Source organism: Alphaproteobacteria bacterium (assembly GCA_017302575.1).
In the GTDB taxonomy this organism is placed as follows: Bacteria; Pseudomonadota; Alphaproteobacteria; order Rickettsiales; family UBA3002; genus JAFLDD01.
Genome location: JAFLDD010000001.1, coordinates 1,190,596 through 1,214,863, shown reverse-complemented (window position 1 = coordinate 1,214,863; position 24,268 = coordinate 1,190,596). Strand labels below are relative to the sequence as shown.

26 protein-coding genes are annotated in these 24,268 nt (G+C 51.9%); 13 read left to right on the top strand and 13 right to left on the bottom strand.

Features of this window, described 5'->3' with window-relative positions:
- From J0M34_06270 to rplU, 11 genes are all read right to left on the bottom strand, one after another.
- The gene (locus tag J0M34_06270) at positions 1-1,119 is read right to left on the bottom strand and encodes a peptidoglycan DD-metalloendopeptidase family protein (protein MBN8543853.1); all 1,119 of its coding nucleotides are present in this window, start codon (positions 1,117-1,119) and stop codon (positions 1-3) included.
- Positions 1,103-2,659, bottom strand: coding sequence for a 2,3-bisphosphoglycerate-independent phosphoglycerate mutase (locus J0M34_06265; GenBank protein MBN8543852.1), 1,557 nt, complete (start codon positions 2,657-2,659; stop codon positions 1,103-1,105). The genes J0M34_06270 and J0M34_06265 overlap by 17 nt, the downstream gene beginning before the upstream one ends.
- 39 nt (positions 2,660-2,698) lie before the next feature.
- Entirely contained in the window at positions 2,699-3,163 is a 465-nt protein-coding gene (locus tag J0M34_06260; GenBank protein ID MBN8543851.1) for a 23S rRNA (pseudouridine(1915)-N(3))-methyltransferase RlmH, read from the bottom strand.
- The gene (locus tag J0M34_06255; protein ID MBN8543850.1) at positions 3,164-3,481 is read right to left on the bottom strand and encodes a DUF1905 domain-containing protein; all 318 of its coding nucleotides are present in this window, start codon (positions 3,479-3,481) and stop codon (positions 3,164-3,166) included.
- On the bottom strand, positions 3,471-3,893 hold the full coding sequence (rsfS, locus tag J0M34_06250) for a ribosome silencing factor (GenBank protein ID MBN8543849.1): 423 nt from the start codon (positions 3,891-3,893) through the stop codon (positions 3,471-3,473). The genes J0M34_06255 and rsfS overlap by 11 nt, the downstream gene beginning before the upstream one ends.
- Positions 3,894-3,926: 33 nt before the next feature.
- Positions 3,927-4,523, bottom strand: coding sequence for a nicotinate (nicotinamide) nucleotide adenylyltransferase (gene nadD, locus J0M34_06245; protein ID MBN8543848.1), 597 nt, complete (start codon positions 4,521-4,523; stop codon positions 3,927-3,929).
- A complete protein-coding gene (locus J0M34_06240; GenBank protein ID MBN8543847.1) occupies positions 4,520-5,761 on the bottom strand; it encodes a glutamate-5-semialdehyde dehydrogenase in 1,242 nt (413 codons plus the stop codon). The genes nadD and J0M34_06240 overlap by 4 nt, the downstream gene beginning before the upstream one ends.
- A complete protein-coding gene (locus tag J0M34_06235; GenBank protein MBN8543846.1) occupies positions 5,758-6,876 on the bottom strand; it encodes a glutamate 5-kinase in 1,119 nt (372 codons plus the stop codon). Before J0M34_06235 ends, J0M34_06240 begins: the two co-directional genes overlap by 4 nt.
- On the bottom strand, positions 6,848-7,888 hold the full coding sequence (obgE, locus tag J0M34_06230; GenBank protein MBN8543845.1) for a GTPase ObgE: 1,041 nt from the start codon (positions 7,886-7,888) through the stop codon (positions 6,848-6,850). Before obgE ends, J0M34_06235 begins: the two co-directional genes overlap by 29 nt.
- 89 nt (positions 7,889-7,977) lie before the next feature.
- A complete protein-coding gene (gene rpmA / locus J0M34_06225; GenBank protein MBN8543844.1) occupies positions 7,978-8,229 on the bottom strand; it encodes a 50S ribosomal protein L27 in 252 nt (83 codons plus the stop codon).
- Between the two features lie 12 nt (positions 8,230-8,241).
- Entirely contained in the window at positions 8,242-8,733 is a 492-nt protein-coding gene (gene rplU / locus J0M34_06220) for a 50S ribosomal protein L21 (protein ID MBN8543843.1), read from the bottom strand.
- Positions 8,734-8,884: 151 nt separating this feature from the next.
- Here rplU and J0M34_06215 point away from each other — a divergent pair, with 151 nt between their 5' ends.
- The 8 genes from J0M34_06215 to J0M34_06180 all read left to right on the top strand — a co-directional run bounded on the left by J0M34_06215 (position 8,885) and on the right by J0M34_06180 (position 15,245).
- Positions 8,885-10,282, top strand: coding sequence for a PAS domain-containing protein (locus J0M34_06215; protein MBN8543842.1), 1,398 nt, complete (start codon positions 8,885-8,887; stop codon positions 10,280-10,282).
- 45 nt (positions 10,283-10,327) lie between these two features.
- Entirely contained in the window at positions 10,328-11,086 is a 759-nt protein-coding gene (locus tag J0M34_06210; protein MBN8543841.1) for a phosphate ABC transporter ATP-binding protein, read from the top strand.
- A complete protein-coding gene (locus tag J0M34_06205; GenBank protein ID MBN8543840.1) occupies positions 11,079-11,552 on the top strand; it encodes a PAS domain-containing protein in 474 nt (157 codons plus the stop codon). Before J0M34_06210 ends, J0M34_06205 begins: the two co-directional genes overlap by 8 nt.
- A gap of 82 nt (positions 11,553-11,634) precedes the next feature.
- Positions 11,635-12,096, top strand: coding sequence for a 50S ribosomal protein L13 (rplM, locus tag J0M34_06200; protein ID MBN8543839.1), 462 nt, complete (start codon positions 11,635-11,637; stop codon positions 12,094-12,096).
- 6 nt (positions 12,097-12,102) lie between these two features.
- Entirely contained in the window at positions 12,103-12,546 is a 444-nt protein-coding gene (gene rpsI, locus J0M34_06195; GenBank protein MBN8543838.1) for a 30S ribosomal protein S9, read from the top strand.
- Positions 12,547-12,602: 56 nt separating this feature from the next.
- On the top strand, positions 12,603-13,607 hold the full coding sequence (locus J0M34_06190) for an N-acetyl-gamma-glutamyl-phosphate reductase (protein ID MBN8543837.1): 1,005 nt from the start codon (positions 12,603-12,605) through the stop codon (positions 13,605-13,607).
- A gap of 32 nt (positions 13,608-13,639) precedes the next feature.
- Positions 13,640-14,119 carry a gamma carbonic anhydrase family protein gene (locus tag J0M34_06185; protein ID MBN8543836.1) on the top strand — a complete coding sequence of 160 codons (480 nt, stop codon included), beginning with the start codon at positions 13,640-13,642 and terminating at the stop codon, positions 14,117-14,119.
- Between the two features lie 79 nt (positions 14,120-14,198).
- Positions 14,199-15,245: a hypothetical protein gene (locus tag J0M34_06180; protein MBN8543835.1), complete on the top strand. Its 1,047-nt coding sequence runs from the start codon at positions 14,199-14,201 to the stop codon at positions 15,243-15,245.
- Here J0M34_06180 and phaC read toward each other — a convergent pair.
- Complete coding sequence (phaC, locus tag J0M34_06175) at positions 15,242-16,981, bottom strand: class I poly(R)-hydroxyalkanoic acid synthase (protein ID MBN8543834.1); 1,740 nt, start codon at positions 16,979-16,981, stop codon at positions 15,242-15,244. The two genes, J0M34_06180 and phaC, sit on opposite strands and share 4 nt — an antisense overlap.
- Before the next feature lie 260 nt (positions 16,982-17,241).
- On the opposite strand from phaC, the gene J0M34_06170 reads away from it, so the two are divergent.
- The 5 genes from J0M34_06170 to recJ are packed head-to-tail and all read left to right on the top strand — an operon-like array spanning position 17,242 to position 23,612.
- Positions 17,242-18,333 (top strand): hypothetical protein, encoded by a 1,092-nt coding sequence (locus J0M34_06170; GenBank protein ID MBN8543833.1) that lies wholly within the window; start codon positions 17,242-17,244, stop codon positions 18,331-18,333.
- A 38-nt stretch (positions 18,334-18,371) separates the two neighbouring features.
- Complete coding sequence (locus J0M34_06165; GenBank protein ID MBN8543832.1) at positions 18,372-19,583, top strand: LL-diaminopimelate aminotransferase; 1,212 nt, start codon at positions 18,372-18,374, stop codon at positions 19,581-19,583.
- Positions 19,580-20,866 carry a homoserine dehydrogenase gene (locus J0M34_06160; protein ID MBN8543831.1) on the top strand — a complete coding sequence of 429 codons (1,287 nt, stop codon included), beginning with the start codon at positions 19,580-19,582 and terminating at the stop codon, positions 20,864-20,866. Before J0M34_06165 ends, J0M34_06160 begins: the two co-directional genes overlap by 4 nt.
- A 53-nt stretch (positions 20,867-20,919) precedes the next feature.
- Positions 20,920-21,876, top strand: a complete 957-nt coding sequence (glpX, locus tag J0M34_06155; GenBank protein ID MBN8543830.1) for a class II fructose-bisphosphatase — start codon at positions 20,920-20,922, stop codon at positions 21,874-21,876.
- On the top strand, positions 21,876-23,612 hold the full coding sequence (gene recJ / locus J0M34_06150) for a single-stranded-DNA-specific exonuclease RecJ (protein ID MBN8543829.1): 1,737 nt from the start codon (positions 21,876-21,878) through the stop codon (positions 23,610-23,612). Before glpX ends, recJ begins: the two co-directional genes overlap by 1 nt.
- Here the strand turns inward: recJ and J0M34_06145 are convergent.
- A complete protein-coding gene (locus J0M34_06145) occupies positions 23,604-24,245 on the bottom strand; it encodes a carbonic anhydrase (GenBank protein MBN8543828.1) in 642 nt (213 codons plus the stop codon). The genes recJ and J0M34_06145 overlap by 9 nt on opposite strands.
- Positions 24,246-24,268 lie beyond the last annotated feature (23 nt).

Here is a 24,268-nt window from a genome sequence, read left to right as displayed (position 1 = left end):
CTATTGTCGTGCTAGGCTAGAAGGAAGCTTAGCGAACCAGCGCGCTGGGTCAATAGTCTTGCTGTTTTCTCTGAGTTCAACATAGAGTTCACTGTTACCTGTGGTGGGCATGGCACCCAGTGGTTCACCCGCCCTAACGCCCTGATTCAGCCCCACATCTACCCTGCCAAGCCCTGCCAGTAGCGAGATATAGCCGTTTCCGTGGCGGAGCAATACCATCGACCCATAATCACGAAATGGCCCAGTGAACACCACTTCACCATCATGCGGCGCGACGACCGTTCCTGAGGGTCTGCCGCGAAATACCATGCCGCGCCAAGTCTCATTAGCGTTTTTCTTCTGACCAAAGCGATGCAGCACGGTGCCAGCTAATGGTGCACGACCGCCACCCACGCTCATGCGCTTAAACCCTGTCGTCACAGGTGGTTTCGTGTCTAATTTAGCAATCAGCTCTTGCACAGTTTTAGCTTGTTTGGACAGTGCGGCGACCCGCGCTTTTTCTTGTGCATAGTCACCCCGCAAATCCTTGAGAAGCGCCTGACGTTTACCGACTTCGCTAGCCAGTTTCACTTGCTCCTGCTTAAGGCGGCTTTGGTCGTTTTTAACCGCACGATTGGCAGCTTCCGCGCGCGTGCGAATCGCCGATAATCGTTTGATTTCACTTGATAATTCAGCCGCTTTTTTGGACAGACTCGCGCTGGTTGCCTCCATCACTGCTGCTGTGCGCATCATCTGCTGCATGTTTTCAGGTTTGGTAAAATAGGCAGTGGTTGGCAATTCGCGCATTCTCAGCAAACTGCGAATCGTTCGGCTATAATCGCTTTTGCGCGTCGCGTAATCGCTTTCTGCTTGCTTAAGTTCTGTCGTAACATTTGCTAGTTCACGTTCGCGCTGACTGAGACGTGCTTCTGCCCATTGCACTTCTTTCGCGATAGTGCTGGCTTTGTCTTGCAGCGCGCCAATCGCTTTACTGTTCTGCTGGATGGTGCCTTCCAGTTGCTCCGTTTTAGCTTTGGATTGTGTGAGTGATTGTTGCAGTTGCTTGAGTTTGTCTGCGTCACTTGCGCTAAACGCAACAGCAGGCGCTAGCACTAATAGAATGCTAAGCCGCTTGAACATGGAACGTTCCGATCAAGTTGCGCCCTGTCATTTCTGCTGGCTGTGCTAATCCCAGCAGCGCTAATAGGCTCGGCGCTACATCGCACAATCTGCCTTCTGGCAAATCAATGTGCTGATGTTTGAACATCGTGCCCACCACAACAAATGGCACCAGATTAAGCGTATGTGCAGTGTGTGGTTGGCCGCCTTCATCATCATGCATACATTCGGCATTGCCATGATCGGCAGTTATAATCATCGCGCCACCTTTTGCTTCGACTGCTGCAATCAATTTACCCACGCAGGTGTCCACCGCATTGACCGCTTTCTTCGCAGCCTCAATATCGCCCGTGTGCCCCACCATATCGGTGTTTGCATAATTCACGATAATCACATCGAACTTCTCGGAGTTGATTGCATCGACCAATTGATTGGTCACTTCATATGCCGACATTTCAGGCTGCTCGTCATACGTCGAAACTTTAGGGGAGGGGACAAGAATGCGCTCTTCGCCCGCAAACGGCTCTTCGCGACCACCACTGAAAAAGAAGGTAACGTGTGCGTATTTTTCAGTCTCTGCAATCCGCAACTGTTTCATGCCCGCATTGGCGATGAGCTCACCAAAATTATTGGCAAGTGTTTGCGGTGGGAAGAGTGCCGGAATCATCGGTTTTAGTGCGTCGCTATATTCCACCATACCCAGCGTGGCAGCGAATGTAATCGGCGCTAATCGTGCAAAGCCATTGAATTTGGGATCAATCAATGCATGTAAAATTTCGCGGGCGCGATCGGCGCGGAAATTCGCCATCAGCAACCCATCGCCATCTTTCATGCCTTTGTAATCACCAATCACGGCGGGGTTGATGAACTCATCATGAATATCGAGTGCGTAGCTGTTTTCAATCGCCTCCAGCACGTTGCCCGCTTCGCTGCCCGTACCCAGCGCGATAGCGTTATATGCTTTGCTTACACGGTCCCAACGCTTGTCGCGATCCATTGCGAAATAGCGACCTGATGCTGTGCCGAAGCGAATATTCGCCGCACCAGAAATGTCATTCAGGAAGCGATTCACATAACTGACTGCGCTTTGTGGCGGCGTATCGCGCCCGTCCATAAAAGCGTGGATAATAACTGGCACGCCAGCCGCAGCGACGATATTTGCCAAGGCTGCAATGTGATGTTGGTGCGCATGCACGCCACCGTCCGACATCAAGCCCATCAGGTGACAGCTACCACCCGATTGTTTGAGTGCTGCAATGAACTGCGCAAGCTGTACGTCTTTGGCAAGACTACCATCGGCAATCGCTTGGTCGATGCGCGGCAAGTCCTGCATCACGATGCGGCCTGCACCAATATTCATGTGTCCAACTTCGGAATTACCCATCTGCCCTTCTGGTAATCCTACATGCTCTTCCGATGCGTTGATAACGCCGTAGGGATACTGCGTGCGCAAACTGTCCCACACAGGGGTTGCAGCCTGCATAATCGCGTTATGTTCGCGCTCGGTGCTTTCGCCCCAGCCATCAAGAATGCAAAGAACTACGGGTTTAGGTCGTTTCATGCATAGGGTTTTAGCATCACCGCGCCACGGTGCAACTAATCAATGACCCGTGTGATACGGGTGCCCCTGAATAATCGTGCTGGCGCGGAAAAGCTGCTCGGCAAGCATCACCCGCATCAACTGGTGCGGCCACGTAACCCCACCGAATGCGATAGTTTTTTTGGCCTTCTTCAATAGCGCGGGGTCTAGCCCGTCTTGTCCGCCAATCGCGAACACAAGCTGTTTCACGCGCTCATTACCCGCTTTTTGGATAAGTTTTGCAAGCCCCTCACTGGTGATATTCTCGCCGCCCTTGTCGAAGGCAATCAGCCAGCTATCGCCCGTAAGTAGCGCACCAATGGACTCACCTTCGTGCTTCAGGCGCTCGGTATGTGGCAACTTCTCTGGCGCATCTTTGAGTTCTTTGGTTGCAATGCCCCATTTCGTTTGCGCGATGTAACGTTCGTAAAGCTCTTGCTCTGCGCCACGCTTCATCTTCCCAACGGCTGCAATCAGGAGTTTCATTTATAAGTCCACGGTAATGGTAAGGGTGATATGTACCATGCTGCCTTTTTTGATGCCTTCTTTTTCGCGCACATCTGCTTTCAGCAACATCACATAACTCTCGTCTTTTTTGCTAGGGAAAATGGATGTTCCCCATGTTGTCTTACCAATCGAAGCAACAACAGGAATGGATCCCCAGCCGCGTTTATTGGTTTTAGGCGTATTGGTTTTTATGAGTGAGGCTTGTTTCTTGGGTAACGTAACAAGATACCACGTTCCTTTTTCAGAAGCATGTACCCACACTTTCGTGCGGAAGTCATACTCCGAATCAAAACGCACTCACCGACCACATCTTCTCGATGTTATACATGGAGCGCATTTCAGGGCGGAAGATATGGACAATCACATTGCCTGCATCAATCAACACCCAGTCACCCGTGTCTTGGCCCTCGGCATTCGCGTAAGAAAAGCCATTCTTCTTGAGCGCGTCTAACACCAGATCAGCCAGCGAACTCACATGGCGACCACCACGACCAGTGGCAACAATCATGTAATCCGCAAAGCTACATTTATCGCGCACGTCCAGCGCGATGATATCTTCCGCTTTGTTCTCATCAAGCGTCGCGCTGATGCAGTTGCGGCATTTTTCAGCAGCACTTAGCGTGGGTTTTCGGACGGGGGCTTTTTTAGCGGTTTTAGGTGTGGCGGGGGATTTCTTTTTGACAGCAGTGGCGGGTTTCTTTTTTGTCATAGTTGCGGTTGAAATACGCATCTCCCTTAATGATTAGGTACGTTCATTATGCCGCAAAAACGCCTTCGCTCCAAGCGATTTTCTTAGTGCCGTAGCACTCTGTGGATGACGCGGAATGCTGATATATGCCCAAGCAGGAAGGGTTTTCCCTCGTAAAAGCAGTCTGCTATTTGTGATGCGTTTGTGGCGATAGCGCAACGCAGCAAGATTATGCAGGGCAGAAAAGGCGTAAGGCGCGCGGTCAATAATCGCAATCGGCAACCGCGCAAAGATCTCTCGCCAAGCACGCCAACGGTGAAAATGCTGCAAATTATCCGCACCCATGAGCCACACAAATTGCGTGCCACGCGTGCGCCTTTGTAAGTGGCGAATCGTATCGATGCTATAATAAAGTGCGTTGCGTGCCTCTATATCCAGCACCTTGATATGCGGGTGAGTGGCTATTGTCTGTGCGCTTGCAAAGCGACTCTCATACTCGGCCAAATCAGCTTTTTTCTTGAGTGGATTATGCGGCGACACCAGCCACCATACTTCATCGAGACCAAGGCGTTTGATGGCTTCAAGCGTGATATGCAAATGCCCTTCATGGGCAGGATTAAATGAGCCGCCAAGTAATCCGATGCGTCTCATGCGCGCACCGTCCCATCACCCTCGACCACGTATTTATAGGTGGTGAGTTGTGCCGCGCCAACAGGCCCGCGCGCATGCAAGCGACCCGTTGCAATACCGATCTCTGCACCGAAGCCGAATTCGCCACCATCGGCAAATTGGGTGGAAGCATTGTGAACCACAATCGCGCTATCAACCTGTGCGGCGAACTGCTTTGCTGCAGCCGCATCCTCGGTGAGTATCGCATCCGTATGGTGCGATCCATAGTAGTTGATGTGCTCAATCGCTTCTTCCAAACAGCCAACCACTTTGACCGACAGGATTGGTGCAAGATACTCCGTTCCCCAATCCTCTTCATTGGCAAAACCAATGCGCGCATCAATCGCGCGCGCTGCGGCATCACCGCGCAATTCGCAGTCTTTAAGATCATCGACAATGCGTGGCAATAGGGTAGGCGCAATCGCCGCGTCGATAATCAGTGATTCAGTCGCACCACACACGCCCGTGCGGCGCAGCTTTGCATTGTGAAGTACGCGAGTGGCCATGTCTGGATTCGCTTTTGCGTGAATATAGGTATGGCAGTTGCCTGTAAGGTGCAGCAATGTGGGCACCGAGCTTTCTGCCGCAACACGTGCCGTGAGCGATGCGCCTCCGCGGGGAATAATCACATCAATCAACCCATGCATTTTGAGCAGCAACCCAACCGCTTCACGGTCTTGCGTAGGAACAAGCTGCACGCAGGAAGTGGGCAAGCCAACTTTCTTGAGCCCTGCGTGAATCGCTGCAACAATCGCGCGCGAAGAATGCGCCGATTCCGAACCGCCGCGCAAGATCACCGCATTGCCTGAACGCAAACATAATGCTGCAGCATCGGCGGTCACATTCGGGCGCGACTCATAAATCATGCCAATCACACCAAGCGGCACAGCCACTTTGTTGAAACGCAAGCCATTTGCAGGGTTTTGCCACGTTTCAAGCGAGCGACCAAGCGGGTCTTTTTGCGCAGCAATTTGGCGTACGGATGCGATGATCGCATCGATGCGTTTTTCGTCGAGCAGCAACCTGTCGCGCATGGCGGCATCTAAATGTGTTGCGGCGTCCATATCCTTTTTGTTGGCCGCAACAATGTCTGGCTTTGCAGCAGCCATCGCATCCGCACAGGCGAGCAATGCGTGGCTGCGCGCTTCTGCCGATGCAGTTGATAATGCGCGATACGCATCGCGTGCATCATGCGCTAATTGTTCGAGTTGTTGTTTCATACAACCATCACCAAATCATCGCGGTGAATCACCGTGTCATCACCAGCGTAACCTAATATCGCTGCAATATCGCCTGATTTTTTGCCCATGATTTTTGTCACTTCGCTGGCGTGATAGGCGCTAATACCTTTGGCGATAAGCGTGCCGTCTTGCAGCTCCACACCAATCGTATCACCGCGATCAAACGACCCTTTCGCCGCAATCACACCGGCGGGAAGCAGGCTCTTGCCTTGGCTAAGCGCGATTTTTGCGCCTGCATCAACCACAATCGCCCCTGGCAAATGCAACGCACTTTGAATCCAATGCTTGCGCGCGTTGATAGGCGATTCACTCGCAACAAACGTGCTATGTTTCGCCCCCTCGATGATTGCCCGCAATGGGTGTAATGCTTCACCCTTTGCAATGACCACCGAGCAGCCAGAAGCGGTAGCAATTTTTGCCGCCTCGATTTTGGTAATCATACCGCCGTTGCTGAATGCCGAAGCAGCGCCACCGCCCATGGCTTCAATCTCTTTGGTGATAGTTTCAATCACCGCAATGTGCTTCGCGTCTTTATGCTGTGAGGGGTTTTTATCATAAAGCCCGTCAATATCCGACAGCAGGATCAACGTATCTGCGCCTAGCATGGCTGCGACTTTTGCCGCCAGTCGGTCATTATCGCCGAACTTGATTTCAGCAGTCGCCACCGTGTCGTTCTCATTCACGATGGGTACAAGTTTATGTTGCAGCAAATGTTGCAATGTCGTGCGCGCATTAAGGTAGCGATGACGCTCTTCCGTATCCTCTAGCGTTACTAATACTTGTGCAACATCGATAGCTTGTGAGGTGAATGCCTCTGCCCATGCTTGCATCAATAAAGGTTGGCCAGCACTTGCTGCAGCTTGTTTTTCAGCCAAGGGTAATGCGCCCGTGCCAAGTTTCAGCGTTGCACGACCAAGCGCTACAGCACCCGACGAAACCAGCACGACCTGCGTGCCATTTTGGGTAAGTGCAGCGATATCCGCCGCGAGAGAGGCCATCCATTCTTTACGCGCAATGGATGTTTCAGTCGCGACCAGTCGCGAACCAACTTTGACAACGAGCAACTTACTCTTTTGTAGCGATGCTTTCTCCATGCGCCTTATCTTCCTGTTCTGCGCGATATGCGTCAATCGTGCGCAGCATGGCATTAATGACCTCTTCGATGCCGATACGACCTGCTGCTGAAATCACGAACACTTCCTTACCCGTATGCTTCTCAAGTTTTTTGCGCTTCTTCTTAATGTCCGCCTCTTCCATCGCATCACATTTATTGAGCGCGATGATTTCAGGCTTCTCAAGCACCGCTTCGTCATAGGCTTCTAGCTCGCCATGCACCGTGTCATAAGATGCGCATACGTCTTCTTCCGTGCCATCAATCAAATGCAGCAATACACCGCAGCGTTCGATATGCCCTAAAAAGCGCGTACCCAGACCTCGACCATCTGCCGCGCCTTCGATGAGACCAGGAATATCGGCCAGCACGAATTCGCGGTCATCGCGGCTCACGACACCCAGTTGTGGGTGCAATGTGGTAAATGGATAGGCACCGATTTTTGGTTTTGCTGCGCTAACCGCATCAAGGAAAGTTGATTTGCCTGCATTAGGTAATCCTAACAATCCGGCGTCCGAAATGAGTTTTAGTTTTAGCCACACCCATTTCTCTTCGCCATGCTCACCATCCGTTGCTTGGCGTGGGGCTTGGTTGGTGGATGATTTGAAATGCATGTTGCCCAAGCCGCCGCGCCCGCCTTTGCAAAGCACGAATTCCATATCTGGCTTGTCCATATCAACAATCAGGGTTTCTTTATCTTCCTCGAAAATCTGCGTGCCAACAGGGACGGTCAGAATCATATCGTCCGAACCTTTGCCATAACGCTGCGAGCCCATGCCGTGTTGGCCGCGCTTCGCTTTGAAGTGTTGCTGATAACGGAAATCGATGAGCGTATTCAGACCCGTCGCCGTCCGCACGATGATGCTACCACCGCGACCGCCATCGCCCCCGTCGGGGCCACCTTCGGGAATAAACTTTTCGCGGCGGAATGAGACGCAGCCAGCGCCACCATCGCCCGATTTTACGAATATTTTTGCTTCGTCTAAGAATTTCATGGATTGAGCCTATCTAACTCTTTGCCAAAAGCCAGAAATGAAAAAGGGGCGTTGCCGCCCCTTTGTCGATTCCTGTGTTTCAGCGCCAGTTACGCAACAACGCTTACTACGTTCTTGTCGCCAGCTTTCTTGCTGAATTTCACTTTACCATCGATGGTAGCGAAAATGGTGTAGTCCTTACCCATGCCTACGCCCGTGCCTGGGTGATAGGTGGTGCCGCGTTGACGGATGATGATGTTGCCAGCAACAACCGACTGGTCACCGAATTTTTTCACGCCCAAGCGCTGACCCTGTGAGTCGCGACCGTTTCTAGATGAACCACCAGCTTTCTTATGTGCCATGACTGACTCCTATTACTTCGCTTTTTTCGCTGCAGGTTTTTTTGCAGCAGGTTTCTTCTCAGCCGATGCTTTCTTAGCAGGAGCTGCTTTCTTCTCAGCCTTAGGAGCACCAGCTTTCTTTGCTTTCGCAGGAGCAGCAGCTTTGGTCTCAGCTTCGATTTTCTTTGGATCCGCTTTCGCGATCGACGTGCCGTTGAACGTGATGTTGGTCACGTGCAGAGTGGTCAGCGTTTGACGATGACCGTTTTTACGACGGTACTGGTGACGGCGCTTCTTTTTGAAGATGAGTACTTTCTCACCCTTAGCGGTCTTGATGATTTGCGCTTCAACGATTGCACCCGCGATGGTAGGGCTGCCCAGCAGGGGCTTGCCATTATTCATCAGCGACAACACGCGCTCTAATTTTACAACATCGCCAGCGTTACCTTCCAGCTTTTCAACTTGGAACGTATCACCTGCGGTTACACGGTATTGCTTGCCACCGGTCTGAACTACTGCGTACATAATCTTAATCCTCTTTAAGGGAGGCGGGAATATACTGCGGTTTTCCTAGGTGTCAACCGATTAAAATCAGAGCCCGCCAAGACTACAGAGTCGAGGGATTTCAGCATCTTACACTAGACTATGCCCAACAGACTCTGTACACTCACACCGCATGAACAAATCTTTCGTATCCTTCAGCACCTTATTTAAGACGGTTCTGGTCGTCTCCAGCCCCTCCTTGCTGGTGCTTGGGCTTTACGTGGCGATGGGCTATCTCGGCCTCTCCCAAATGCTTTATGCCTATGTTGTGATTGTGATCGCCACGGCGTTGCTTACCTATCCCTTCATCGCAAATGTAGCGGGGCTTACCCATTATGTGAATGAGCTGGCGCAGGATAAGCGGGTGGCCGCACCTGATTTAAGCTTCATAGGCTCCGCCGCCGAACTTTCCGAGGCGCTCAAGAAATTGCAGTCCAGCTACGAAGTGAAAAAGAAGCAGATGGAGACGATTATCACCGAACGTGAAATCTTGGTCGATACGCTGCCCGATATTCTTATTATGGTGAATGACGAAAAGAAGATTGTGCGCACCAACCGCGCCGCGCGCGCTATTTTCGGCCAGAATCTTGCGCAAAAGAACCTTGGTGATGTGATTGATAGCCGCTATTTGATGGACGCGGTGACATCCGTCATTCAGGACTTGAAAGGTCGTGAGATCGAATTCCGTGTTGAAGACCCAGTCGTGCGTGACTTCCTTGCCATTATCGAGCGCTTCCCCGTCCCATCCGCAGGGGGCATCACCACCATCATTACGATGAATGATATTACGGAACTTAAGTCAGTCGAGCAGATGCGCGCCGACTTCGTGGCCAATGCGTCGCATGAAATTCGCACGCCGCTTGCCTCTATCAAAGGCTTCATTGAAACGCTTCAAGGCCCAGCAAAGGACGACGAAGCAGCACGTACCGAATTCTTACAAATCATGCTCGAGCAAGCGGATCGCATGAAGCAGTTGATCGACGATTTGTTGTCACTCAGCAAAATCGAAATGAATGCGCATAGCGTGCCTACCAACCCTGTTGATCTTGCTAAGATCATCCGCCATGCAGGCGAGCATCTCAAACGTAATGCTGCCGATAAGAACATGCGCGTGACGCTCAACGTGCATGATAATTTACCGCCCGTAAAAGGCGAAGCCAATGAGTTGACGCAGGTACTGCATAACCTCATCAGTAACGCGATTAAATATGGCTACCCTGATTCAGAAGTCATCGTGAATGCCAAAATCACCACAGAATTGCCGCAAGACCTGAATATGCGCAACCTCACGCGCGTGGTAATGGTTTCAGTGCGCGATCAAGGTGAGGGGATTCCGAAGCAACACTTGCCGCGCCTGATGGAACGCTTCTACCGTGTCGATTCAGCGCGCACCCGCCAAGTGGGTGGCACAGGGCTTGGTCTGGCGATTGTGAAAGGTATTATCATTCGCCACCGTGGTGCAATCACCATTGATTCTATCATGGGTGAAGGCTCAACCTTTACGGTGTATCTACCTATTTACGAGTCCTAATAAAATACTCGACTCTTGATGCATGACTAGTTATCACTGCTGCCCATGAGTAATCGCGTTACCGCAAAGAACGTCAACGTCTTTTACGATACAAAGCAGGCATTGTTTGATGTTTCGCTGGATATCGAGCCCAAGGCTGTGACTGCATTCATCGGCCCATCGGGGTGTGGTAAGTCCACTTTCTTGCGCTGCATTAACCGCATGAATGATTTGATTCCTAAGTGCAAAATCACGGGCGAGATTTTGGTGAATGGCGCAAATATCTACGCACCGCAGGTGGATGTGGTCTTGCTTAGGGCGCAGGTGGGCATGGTGTTTCAAAAACCCAACCCGTTCCCGAAATCCATTTATGATAACGTTGCCTATGGCCCACGCATTCATGGTCTTGCGCCATCTAAAGAAGCCTTGGACGCGATAGTGGAATCGTCACTGCGTAAAGCCGCCTTGTGGGACGAGGTAAAAGATCGTCTTCATGCCTCGGGCACGGGATTATCGGGTGGCCAGCAACAACGCCTATGTATTGCCCGCGCCATTGCGGTTGAGCCTGAAATCATTTTGATGGACGAGCCTTGCAGCGCGCTTGACCCTATCGCCACCGCCAAGGTGGAAGAATTAATCGCACAGCTCAAAGAGCATTACACCATTATTATCGTCACACACTCGATGCAGCAGGCGCGCCGCGTGTCGAGCAAAACGGCGTTCTTCCATTTAGGTAAGATTGTCGAAATCGGTGCAACCGAACAGATTTTCGATGCGCCAAAACTCCAACAAACTAAAGATTACATCACGGGTCGCTATGGTTAAGGTGAATTATCAATCATACGATGAACGCCGTTTAACCCAGCGCCTCTATCGCTACTGGCAGGAAAAATCCGCAGGTCGCCCATTCCCCGCTGAAAATGATATCGACCCAGATGAGTTGGGCGCAGATTGGGAAAATTGCTTCTTGGTGCAGGTGCGCGATATCGTTAATGTCACGGACTATAATTATACGTTCCTCGGCGCGAACATCATGGAAGCATACCGTGGCAACCTGAAGGACCAACATAATGAGTTCATGGTAGGGCCCAATGCCCACAAGGTTTCCAAAAGTTTTGGCCGTGTCCTCACCACCCGCGCCCCTGTGATGGAAGAGGGGGAGCTGGTAACCCTTTCAGGACACATGATAAAATACCGCCAATGTATGCTGCCATTAGGCACGGCAGACGGCGTGGTAGAGGCGGTATTTGGTGGGCTTTCTTTCAAGTATTTCGACCCAGAAGCAGAATAGCCCCACATCACGCTTGACACTAGGCAATGACTTGTCTACACCACGCACCCTGTTTGAATGTAAGAACAAAAAAGAGCATGTTATGAAAACCTTTTCGGCAACGCCAAAAGACATTAAAAAAGAATGGGTTATGATCGACGCGAATGGCGTCGTTCTAGGCCGTATGGCAAGCTACGTCGCTAAAGTATTGCGCGGCAAGCACAAACCCAGCTTCACCCCACACATGGATTGTGGTGACTACGTCGTCATCATCAATGCCGACAAGGTAAAACTGACCGGTAAGAAAAAGACCGATAAAGTGTACTACCGTCACACGGGTCACCCAGGTGGTATCAAGGAAGCTACGCCAGAATATTTGCTGCGCGAAGGCAAGTCAGACCGCATCATTGAGAAAGCGGTTGAGCGCATGATGTTGAAAGACAGCCCATTGGCGCGTCGTCAAATGACACACCTTTACATCTACAAAGGTGCTGAACACCCACACACTGCACAGCAACCTAAAGTGGTTGATTTCGCAGCGATGAACGTTAAGAACGCACGGTAGGATTTTATGGTAAACGTAGCAGAACGCGATACTTCACAGCCCCGCACCCCAGCGATCGACAAGCAAGGTCGTGCTTATGGCACGGGTCGTCGTAAAGACGCAGTAGCCCGCGTATGGGTGAAAAAAGGCAAAGGCAAATACACCATCAACGGTAAAACCATTGAACAGTATTTCGCACGTCCTGTATTGCGCATGATCATCAACCAGCCTTTCGCTGCTCTCGGTGAAGAAGGTAAGTTCGATGTGACGGTAACCGTTCTCGGTGGTGGTCTTTCGGGCCAAGCTGGTGCAGTTCGTCACGGTATCAGCCGCGCGCTGGACGAGTACAATCCTGAATTCCACAAAGTGCTTCGCCAAGGTGGCTTCTTGACCCGCGATAGCCGCGTTGTGGAACGTAAGAAATACGGCCGCGCGAAAGCACGTCGTAGCTTCCAGTTCAGCAAGCGCTAATATTTTATTTCGTAATTCGTGTTGTCGTAATCCGGATTACGGATTAGGCAGGAATTATGAACCACATCAAAACAGCTATTCTTGGTGCATCTGGTTACACTGGCGCAGAGTTGTTGCGTCTGCTGGAGCACCACCCGCACTTTACTATCACGGCACTCACGGGTGATTCGCAAGCTGGCAAAGCCATGCACGAGGTCTACCCGCATTTGCGCCACCGCGATTTACCAAAGCTGGTGAAGCACACCGAAGTCGATTTCTCCAAGATTGATTTGGTGTTCTGCTGCCTGCCACACGGCACCACGCAGGAAATTATTGCGGGACTTCCTGCGAACGTAAAAATCGTCGACCTCTCTGCGGACTTCCGTTTGTTCGACGTTGCGCAATATGCGCAGTGGTATGGCCATGAACACCGCGCGGCAGAGCTGCAAAAATCTGCGGCATATGGCCTAACCGAGCATAATAGAAATGCTGTAAGGGCAGCACGCCTTGTGGCGAATCCAGGTTGCTACCCAACCTCGATTCTCACGCCGCTTTTGCCGCTGGTGAAAGCGAAACTCATCGACACGAAACAGGTCATTGCTAATTCATTGTCGGGTATTTCGGGTGCTGGTCGCAGCGCGAAACAAGAAATGCTATTCACGGAACTGGATGGTGGCGTCAGCGCTTACGGTGTTGGCAAGCACCGCCACATGGCAGAAATTGAGCAGGAATTGGGCTTCGCCATTTCCTTCACGCCGCACCTAGTTCCCATGACACGTGGTATGCTCAGCACCATTCACGTGAATGGCGATGCAGATAAGATTCGCGAATGCTTGGAGAACACGTACAAGAATGAACCTTTTGTAAAGGTCGTTGCAACACCACCTAGCACACACTCGATTCGTGGTACAAATCTCTGTGTGATGTCGGTGAGCAAAGGTAGACTGCCGAATGAAACCATCATCGTTTCCGTCATCGATAACCTTGTAAAAGGCGCTTCTGGCCAAGCAGTGCAGAATGCCAATGTGATGTTCGGATTCGATGAAACGGCCGCGCTAAAACTCACGGCGGTGTTCCCGTGAGCGCACCTATCATCCTTCCATTTAATGGCATCATGCCCACCATCCACCCCGATGCGTGGATAGCGCCAGGTGCGGTGGTGATTGGTGATGTGCATATCGGTGCCGACACCAACGTGTGGTTCGGTGTGGTGATTCGCGGTGATGTAAATACGATTCGCATCGGCGAACGCACGAATATTCAAGACGGCACCATCGTGCACGTCACGCGTAAAACAGGCCCAACCGTGATTGGCTCCGACGTCACGATTGGTCACAACGCCACGATTCATGCCTGCACGCTGGAGGATTTTTCCTTTGTCGGCATGCACTCGGCGGTGCTCGATCACGCGGTGGTGGAGTCGGGTGGATTTTTGGCAGCAGGTGCATTACTGACACCGAAAAAGCGCCTACCCGCAGGGCAAATGTTCGCGGGCAACCCCGCCAAATTTTTCCGCGAATTGACCCAAGAAGAGAAGGACTACATCCCGTTCTCGGCCAAGCATTACGTGGAATTATCCAAGAAATACAAATAGATAAGTCTATTGTGGCGTTGGCTTATCTTCATGGAACTGTCACACACCTAGCCGTCTGATTTTCATACAATAAAAGTGTATGGATCCGTCTAGAACCATTGGCAATGGCCTCAACAATTTTATACGCAGGGTGCAGATACATCTCACCGGCAAAGGCATCATCACGGGTGCTGTGATGATGGCGGGTTTGATGCCCACCTTTGTGCCAGCGTTGATTCCTGCCATCATCGCATTGGGCGGTATTGGTCTGCACATGTTCAAACGCCTTGATGAACAATGGCGCTACCAAGATGAGATGGCACTTAAGTACAAAGAAGAAATCGGCGCACAACTTGGCATCGACCCCAACGCAGTCACGCGCGACCATGTGAAACTTGCTGCCTATGGTGATCCCAAACAAGGCATTGACCCTAACCCCGTGCTTGCTCAGGCACTTGATCGTCAGCGCAGCAAAAGCTGGTTGGTATTTGGTACTGCCATCGCTGCGGCGGTTGTTACCTTCGCATTGTTAGCCGCAGGCGCAGGCGCAATTGCTGGCACAGCGATTGGCGGCATCACTTTCATGGGGCTTGGTACGATTCTATCCAATGCAGGCGGTTCCATCATTGCGGCCGCATGCAGTCTCTTTATTCAAGATGGTTTGGAATTCATTGTTGGTAAAGCGCGCGGCATTTCCACGCCGACCGCACATGATCGCATTTTGATGATTGAGTCGCGCATGGAACGCGGCAAGACGGTAACGCCACAACAAGTGTTTGAAGTTAAGCTTGCGTACTCACCGCAGCTTCAAGAGCGCATCGTGGGTATGACAGGCAAGCCATTCCATGCGCTGAAAGCGGACCAACAAGAACAGATCATGAATCGCATCGACCGTCATGGTGAAATGCAGGCTGTTGCAGATGAAATCAATAAAGGCACGATTGATGCCACCGCACTGCCATTTATTCTTACGGGTCAGCAAGCGTTTGTACGCACTGCGCCGCGCGAGGAAGAAACCAGCAATCCAGCACCACAACGTCGCAAGACATTCTTAGAGCAACTAGGTTTTGGCGATAAGAAAGATCAATCGCACGCCGAAAAGATCGACGAATCGCGAGTTGTCCCAATCGAAGCAGGAAGAAGCTAGGTGCGAACCTTAGCGTAAGCGCCGGGCGCTTTTTCAATCGGCTTATATTTTTTATTGCCCATGGTTGGCGGCTTCACTTTTTTACCCGCATAGTTCTTCAACCATTCATTCCAATTGCCCCACCACGAACCTTCATGATGTTTGGCGTCTTTCAGCCAATCGGCTGATTTGGGCGGCAGCTTACTGTTTTGCCACCAGCAATATTTCTTCTTGCTGGGTGGGTTCACTACGCCTGCAATGTGGCCTGAGTCCGCCAGTGTAAAGGTAATGGGCCCATCATAAATTTGTGTCGCAGCGTACGTACAAATCCATGGCGCGATATGATCATCTTTGGTCGCAAGCACATAGCTCGGCGTCGTGATTTTACTGATGTTGATAGGGGTATCCGCCAGCGTAATCCCGTTCGGCTGCACCAGTTTATTATCCTGATACATGTTGCGCAGATAGAAAGCGTGCATGGTTGCAGGCATGCGCGTGGAATCGGAATTCCAATAGAGTAAATCAAACGGGAAGGGGTCTTTGCCCAACAGATAATTATTTACCACGAACGACCAGATGAGATCATTTGAGCGCAGCATATTGAAAGTTGCTGCCATATCCGCCGCATCTAGGAAACCTTGCTCGCTCATGCGCTCTTCCAAGCTATCAAGCTGCATATCGTCGATGAATACGAGCATGTCGCCAGCCTCGGTGAAATCAACCATGGTGGTGAGATAGGTTGCCGAAGCCACGCGGCTCATTTGATTTTTAGCGCGTAGGTAAGCGAGTGTGATTGCCGTGAGTGTGCCACCCAAACAATATCCCACGAGGGATGTTTTCTTGCTACCCGTGGTGCTTTCCACCACATTCAATGCAGCCAACGGGCCTTCAAGCAGGTAATCGTCAAAACGCTTGCGACCAAGTTGCTCGTCGGGGTTCACCCATGAAATCACGAATACCGTATGACCCTGATTCACCAGCCAGCCAATCAGAGAATTCTCGGGGCGCAAATCCAGAATATAATATTTATTGATCCACGCGGGCGTAATCAGTATCGGCGTTTCATAGACTTGCTTGGTGGTGGGCTTATACTGAATAAGCTGCATCAAATCATTCTGGAACACGACATGGCCAGGCGTGGCCGCAATATCTTTACCGAAGGTGAACGCATTTTCATCGCTCATGCGAATGCGCAACTTACCGTCACCCGCTTCCAAATCCTCAAGCAGTTTGCCCAAGCCCTTCACCACGTTATCGCCGTTTGATTCAATAGTGGTGCGCATCACTTCGGGATTGGTAATAGCATAATTCGAAGGCGACATTGCGTCGATGAATTGGCGCGTGAAGAAATTCAGTTTATGCGCGGTGTGACGATCGAGCCCTTTGACTTGCCCAACCGTATCTTGCAGCCAGCGCGCATTGATCAGGTAGCTTTGTTTAATGTAATCAAACACCGTGCTGTCTTGCCACGCCGCATCGCGGAAGCGGCGATCACGCGGTGATTCCGTCACAAGTGGTTTTACATTTGTTTCACCGAACAGCTTTTCAGTTGTATATTTCACAAGGTTCATATGGTCTGCAACCAAGCCCATCTGCGCCTCTACTAAGTGCACGGGGTCCATGCTCACCGAGCGCGACATATGCAACATCGACTCCGCGAAACTGCGCGGATCGGTGTGACCCAATGCGGGCTTCATCGAATGATGCATCATAAGCTGCTGGGTGATTTTTTGCCAAATTTCACTAGCCTTCGCCATATTCTCGGCCAGCTTGTGGGCATCATACTGATACGCATCCGCCTGAGCGGAGGATGCAGGTTTTGAGGATGAGGTCGTCTTAGGATTCTTTTTCATGTGGTGGCTATAACATCGGTGGATAAGTCTGGCAATCAGTTGATATATGGGCGGAAGTTTTTTCGCTACGCAACGCTTTACAAACGCCCCTCAACTGGGTAGCTTCAACTCCTCCAAGTTCTTACAAAATCAACAAAAACTCCTCAACGGCACTTCAGGCGAGCATGCGGCTTTTTTCTCCAAAACCTAATGAAACGGCACTGAGCTTCGGCCTGACATGGTCCATGGTTGGCTCGGCAGTCGCGCTGACGTACCTTGCCAGTTGCGCATATCTGATTCCTGAGAACCCTAAAGCACCGCGTTATAACACCGTGATGGGCGATAAACGCCTACCACCGAAGAATCCTTCTCCTGCCAATAATTTCACGATGCCAGACGCCGCGTCGCAGCCAGCTCCCGCACCTGCAATGCAGCGCCATGCGCCTGCTGCGCAACCACAATCCATGATGCCTGCGCCCGTACCTCAGCCGCAAGCGCAGATTACGCCGCCGTTACCAGCATCTCAGGAACAGCCCTTCGTGCAAAACACGGCGCCCATTTCTCGTGCGCCAGAGCCTGCGCCTGCGCCAACATCGCAAGAGTATTCATGGTGGAATCCGCGCGGTTGGTTTGGTGACGCCCAGCCCGCAAAACCGATGAACACACCGTCGCCACAACTGGCGAATAACATGGCAACTGCGCCTGTAGCAGCCGTTGCCGCGCCATATGCGATGCAGCCGCTCCCCTCCAATGACGAGTATCCTGTTTTACAAAACACGCCCCCTTCGCCGCTAGCTACAGGGCAGGCGCAAGCGCGTGATAAGCTCAATAGTGCGCGCGGCGATATGGAAGCTGAGTTCAACAACGCTGCGCAACGCGCCAACCAATTACGTAGCGACGCGCAGGCGGAGCCCTCGCTGCTTTCCAGCATGCCACCGCAGCCTGAGCCTGTCGTGACTCCAAGTGTTACGCGCCCTGCCTCCGTGGTGTCGACTGATTTACCGCCACCAGCGAAAGTGGTAAGCACGAACGCACGCACCACGCCAAGCGATGAGATTACCGTAAGCGAGCCAATTACCCTGAAGGCGCCACAAGGCAAAGGCACGCCGATTGAAACAGGCGAGTCCATAACAACAAGCCTCAGTACGATGGACCCATCCACCAGCACGTTTGACCCAATGGCAGGCTCCACCGAGCCAATCACCCTCAAAGCACCCGAAGGCACCTATCGCGGTACGCGTTATCTACCCGAATCACGTTACGTTGAGCGGCGTTGATGTTGACAGGGCTGCTACGCCCTCTAATGTACCAGCCCATGGAAGAATTTTACCGCATTAATCGCCTGCCACCTTACGTATTTGCTGAAGTGAATAAACTGAAAGCAAAGTTTCGTGCGGAAGGTCGTGACATCATCGATCTTGGCATGGGTAATCCTGACTCACCCACACCTGCACACATTGTCGAGAAACTTCGTAACACAGCGCTCGATGAAACGGCGCATGGTTACTCCGTATCACGCGGTATTCACGGTCTGCGCAAAGCGCAAGCCGCTTATTACAAGCGCCGCTTTAATGTAGATCTTGATCCTGATTCCGAAGTGATTGCGACCATTGGTTCCAAAGAAGGTTTGGCAAATCTCATTCAAGCAATCACGGGGCCGAGCGATATTCTACTCGTGCCAAACCCAAGCTATCCTATTCATGCTTACGGTGCGGTGATTGCCGGTGCATCCGTGCGCTATATTCCGAAGATCGAGGGGGCGAATTTCTTCGACCAACTCACGCGTGCCATTCAAAACACGCAACCAAAACCAGTAGCATTGATCGTGAACTACCCCTGCAATCCAACTGCAGAAGTAGTGGATTTAGCCTACTACGAGAAAGTCGTGCAGATTTGCAAAGAGCATGGCGTGTACGTAATTTCCGATTTGGCGTATTGCGAAATCTATTTCGACGGTCTGCCGCCACCATCGATTTTGCAAGTGCCTGGTGCAAAAGATATTGCGGTGGAATTCACCACGCTTTCCAAAACCTATTCCATGGCTGGCTGGCGTGTTGGCTTTGCTGCGGGCAATAAACGGCTCATTCACGCGCTTACGCGCATTAAGTCATACCTCGACTACGGTATGTTCACCCCTATCCAAGTAGCAGCCACTGCAGCGCTCAACGGCCCACAAGAATGTGTGGCCGAAGTGCGCCAGCTCTATCAAGAGCGTCGCGATGTATTGGTAAAAGGCTTGCATGACGCAGGCTGGCCTGTCGAATCACCTAAAGCGTCGATGTTCATCTGGGCGGCACTGCCAGAAAAATATAAGCATATTGGCTCGTTGGAATTTTCGAAGTTGTTGCTGAGCGAAGCAGAAGTTGCCGTCGCTCCAGGCATGGGTTTTGGTGAATATGGTGACGGGCATGTGCGCATTGCTCTGGTTGAAAACAAGCAGCGCCTGCGCCAAGCGATTCGTAATATCAAAACCTTCCTCGCCAAAGATGCGGACGAAGTGTTGAAGAAATATAAGGTAGCCGCATGAGCGATGTATTGCGCATAGGTATTGCAGGCGTTGGCACCGTCGGCGCAGGCACCATCACTATTTTGCGCAACAACGCTGCCATGATTGCAGGGCGCTGCGGCAAGAAGCTGGTCGTCACCGCCGCCTCCATTCGCGATAGCAAAAAGAAACGCGACGTGGATCTCGGTGGCATCAACATTGTTGCAGACCCACAAGCGCTTCTCAAAGAGCCAGTTGATATTATTGTCGAACTCATGGGTGGTCACGAGGGTGCAGCGCGCACGCTGGTAACGACAGCACTGGAAGCGGGCAAACATGTAGTGACTGCCAATAAAGCACTCATGGCGCATCATGGCCTTGAGCTCGCAAAACTCGCTGAGAAAAATCGCGTTGTATTGGCATTCGAGGCAGCCGTGGCGGGTGGCATCCCCATCATTGCTGCGCTACGCGGCGGCCTATCTGCTAACACGATTACCCGTGTATCAGGCATTTTGAACGGTACGTGCAACTTCATCCTCACCAAGATGCTGCAAGAGAGCGCTAGCTTCGACGCGGTGATGGCAGAAGCCGCTAAGCTTGGCTACTTGGAGGCTGACCCGTCACTGGATATTGATGGCATCGACGCAGGTCACAAAATTTCGATTCTTGCATCACTCGCATTCGGTACGCAGGTGGATGTGAAGTCAGTCGCGATGACGGGCATTCGTGGTGTTACGCTGCGCGATATACACTACGCCCGTGATTTTGGCTATCGCATCAAACTGCTGGGCGTTGCAGAGCGCACATCGCAAGGCTTGCTGCAAACCGTTGAGCCATGCCTAGTCCCAGTGGACGCACCACTCGCAAGTGTGGATGGTTCGTTCAACGCGGTTGAAGTGGAAGGCGATGCGGTAGGCAAAGTGGTGTTCGAAGGCCGTGGCGCTGGCGCAGGCCCAACGGGCTCTGCGGTGGTTGCAGATCTCATAGCGATCGCGCGCGGTGATAGTTACCCACCATTTACTATGCCTGCGGCACAATTGGAAAAACCTAAAACAGCAAGCGCTGAAAAACGCGAAGGTACTTACTATATTCGTCTATCACTTAAGGACGAACCAGGCGTCTTGGCAGACTTCACGCGTGAATTTGCTGCGCAGAAAATCTCGGTGAAATCCATTATCCAACGCGAGATCGCCGAAGACAAATCGGCACAAGTTGTCGTCACCACGCACCACACCAACGAAGGTGCGGTGAAGCGTGCAGTGGCTGCAATTGAGAAACTCAACTGCACCGTGGCACCGCCCGTGTGCTTACGCATCCATAGATAGGAGAGCTTATGAAACCCGCAATCGTGAACAAAGAAGAAATGGGAACCTGGTGGATGGACCGCAATTTCGCACTGGAAGCGGTGCGCGTTACCGAAGCGGCAGCACTGGCCTGTTCACACTGGGTAGGGAAGGGCGACGAGAAAGCAGCCGACCAAGCCGCCGTGAACGCCATGCGCGAAGCCTTGAACGGCCTGACGATTGATGGCACCGTGGTGATTGGTGAAGGCGAGCGCGACAAGGCGCCGATGCTTTATATTGGTGAGAAAGTCGGTACTGGCCAAGGCCCACAAATTGACATTGCGCTCGACCCACTTGAAGGCACCACGATTTGCGCAACGGGCGGTCCAAACTCGCTCGCAGTGGTTGCACTGGCCGAGCATGGTGGCTTCTTGCATGCACCCGATGTGTATATGGATAAAATCGCTGTCGGTGGTGGTTTACCAGAAGGCGTAGTCGATCTGGACAATACACCGCTAGTAAACCTCAAGAATCTTGCGAAGGCGAAAAAATGCGAAATCAGCGACATCACGGCGGTGATTCTCAATCGCTCGCGTCATGAAGAGTTGATTGCAAAAGTCCGTGAGTCTGGTGCGCGGATTCAATTGATACAAGATGGTGATGTTGCAGGTGTGATTGCCACAGCATCATCCACCACTGGTGCAGATATTTATATGGGCATCGGCGGTGCACCTGAAGGTGTGTTGGCTGCGGCAGCGCTGCGCTCGATTGGTGGGCAAATGCAAGGTCGTTTGATTTTCAATGAAGAAGACGAGAAGGCGCGTGCAACCCGCATGGGCATCACCGACTTCAACCGTAAATACGCGATTCTCGATATGGCGAAGGGCGATGTTATGTTCGCCGCAACAGGCGTTACCGATGGTTCAATGCTCAAGGGTGTTAAGCGCACTCTGCAAGGGGCCACTACGCACTCCATCGTCATGAGAAGCAAGACAGGCACTGTACGCATCATCGAAGCGCAGCATAATTTCAGCCGCAAGAAAGAAATGTAATGCAAACAGCGTCAGGCTTGCCTTGGCGCGATAGGCTGACCGACGAGCGCGCAGCACTCGCGATTGCGCAACAGCACGAACTTCCCGAACTCGTTGCCCGTATTCTTGCTGGCCGTAACATTGCACTCGATGATGTGCCAGAATTCTTGAACCCAACGCTGCGCTCTGCATTGCCTGACCCATTTCATTTGCGCGATATGGACAAGGCCACGCTGCGTTTGCTGAAAGCGATTGAGCAGAAAGAAACCATCGCCATTTTTGGTGACTACGACGTGGATGGCGCAACCTCCGTTAGCCAATTGACGGATTACTTTGCTGCACTCGGTGTGCGCAGCATTGCCTATATCCCCGACCGCATGAAGGAAGGTTATGGGCCAAATAGTGCAGCATTTGAAAAATTAATCGCCCAAGGCGCTAGCCTTATCATCACGGTCGATTGCGGTACGTTGGCATTCGACCCCATCGCCCATGCTGCAGCAAAAGGGGTAGATGTATTGGTCATTGACCATCATATTGGCGAAGCACGACTGCCAAATGCTATCGCGGTGGTGAACCCTAACCGCGTGGATGAGACATCGCCGCACACGAATCTCTGTGCAGCAGGTGTCGTGTTCTTGGTGTTGGTTGCACTCAATAAAACCTTGCGCGAAGCAGGGTATTTTAGCGAAGCGCGTAAAGAGCCAAATTTGTTGCCAATGCTCGACAGGGTTGCACTCGGCACGGTGTGCGATGTGATGACACTCACAGGGCTGAACCGCGCCTATGTTGCACAAGGGCTGAAATTACTGGCACAGCGCAACCATATAGGTTTGCGTGCGCTGGCAGATGTAGCGCGGTTCGATGCAACGCCAGCAGTCTACCATCTCGGATTTTTGCTTGGTCCGCGCATCAATGCGGGCGGCAGAGTAGGGCAGTCGGACTTGGGTATTCGCTTGCTGATGAGCGCAAATGAAGCAGAGGCCGCCGCACTCGCCCACATGCTCGACCAACATAATAAAGAGCGCCAGGCAATCGAAACGATGGTGTTGGAGCAAGCGCTGGAGCAAGCCGAGACACAAAAAAACATGCCTGTTATCATGCTGGCGTCGCCAAACTGGCATGAAGGTGTGATTGGTATTGTGGCTGGCAGGCTGAAAGAAAAATTCGCCCGCCCTGCGATTATCGGCAATATCACGAACGGTAAAGTCAAAGCCTCGTCGCGCTCCGTTACGGGTGCGGATATTGGTGCTGCCACGCATCGCGCCGTGGCGCTGGGGTTGCTCACTAATGGCGGGGGGCATGCGGCCGCAGCAGGTTTCAGCTTTGCTGAAGATAAGCGCGATGCCGTGCATCAATATTACAGCGAACAACTCAGCGCAGCAGTCACAGCCTATGGTGAATCGCGCAGTAAATTGCTGGATGGTTGGATTAGCGTGAGCGGTGCTAGCCAAGAGCTGCATGAGTCACTCAAGCAGTTGGAACCCTACGGCCTTGGGTTTCCCAAACCCAAACTAGCTATTCGTGATGCGAAGATTGTACATCGTTCCGTACTGAAAGATAAGCACATGAAGCTAGTGTTAGCAGATGATGCAGGCAAAAGCAGACTCAACGCCATAGCCTTTAATGTGAACGACACGAAGCTGGGTGAAATGCTAGCAAGCCAGCAGACGCTTCATCTATATGGGGATTTGAACGAAAATCACTGGCAGGGACAAATCAGCCTGCAATTCGTGATTGATGATGCAGCGCTAGGCTAACTTCTTCCATGTATTCGTCGCTTGGTCCAATTCCCAAAGTATGCCTTGGTCCAAATCAAAGTGCCACCCATGCAGACTGATTTTACGATGCTCGAGTTGTTTTTGAATCCATGGGAAGGTTTTCAGGTTTGCCACTGAAAGCGCAATCGCGCCGCGCTCACAGATATGTGCTTGCTCGTCGAAGGGCTTATCATTATGATGCTCGCGGATCTCTTTTTTCACATCGTCGGCAATATGCATCCAGCTATGAACGAAGCTACCTGCATCGTCGGGCTGTGCGCGGCGCTCAATTAGGGCACGGATACCCGCACATTTGCTATGGCCAAGAATCACCACATGCTCAACCCCGATGCCCGTCACGGCGAATTCCAGCGCGGCCGAGGTGCCGTGATAGGTGCTCGTATCGTTTTGGTAAGGCGGCACAAGATTCGCCACGTTGCGGATCACGAAGACTTCGCCAGGCGCGGATTCCATGAGAATGGAGGGGTCGACGCGCGAATCGGAGCATGCAATCATCGCTACTTTGGGGGATTGCCCCTCAGTTGCAAGCTTGCGATAGACCGAATCATCCTCGACATAGTAACGCTGATAAAAGGATTTATAGCCCGAAATCAACTTCTTAAGGGCAGCCATCTTGTCCTCTGTTTTCGTTGCGG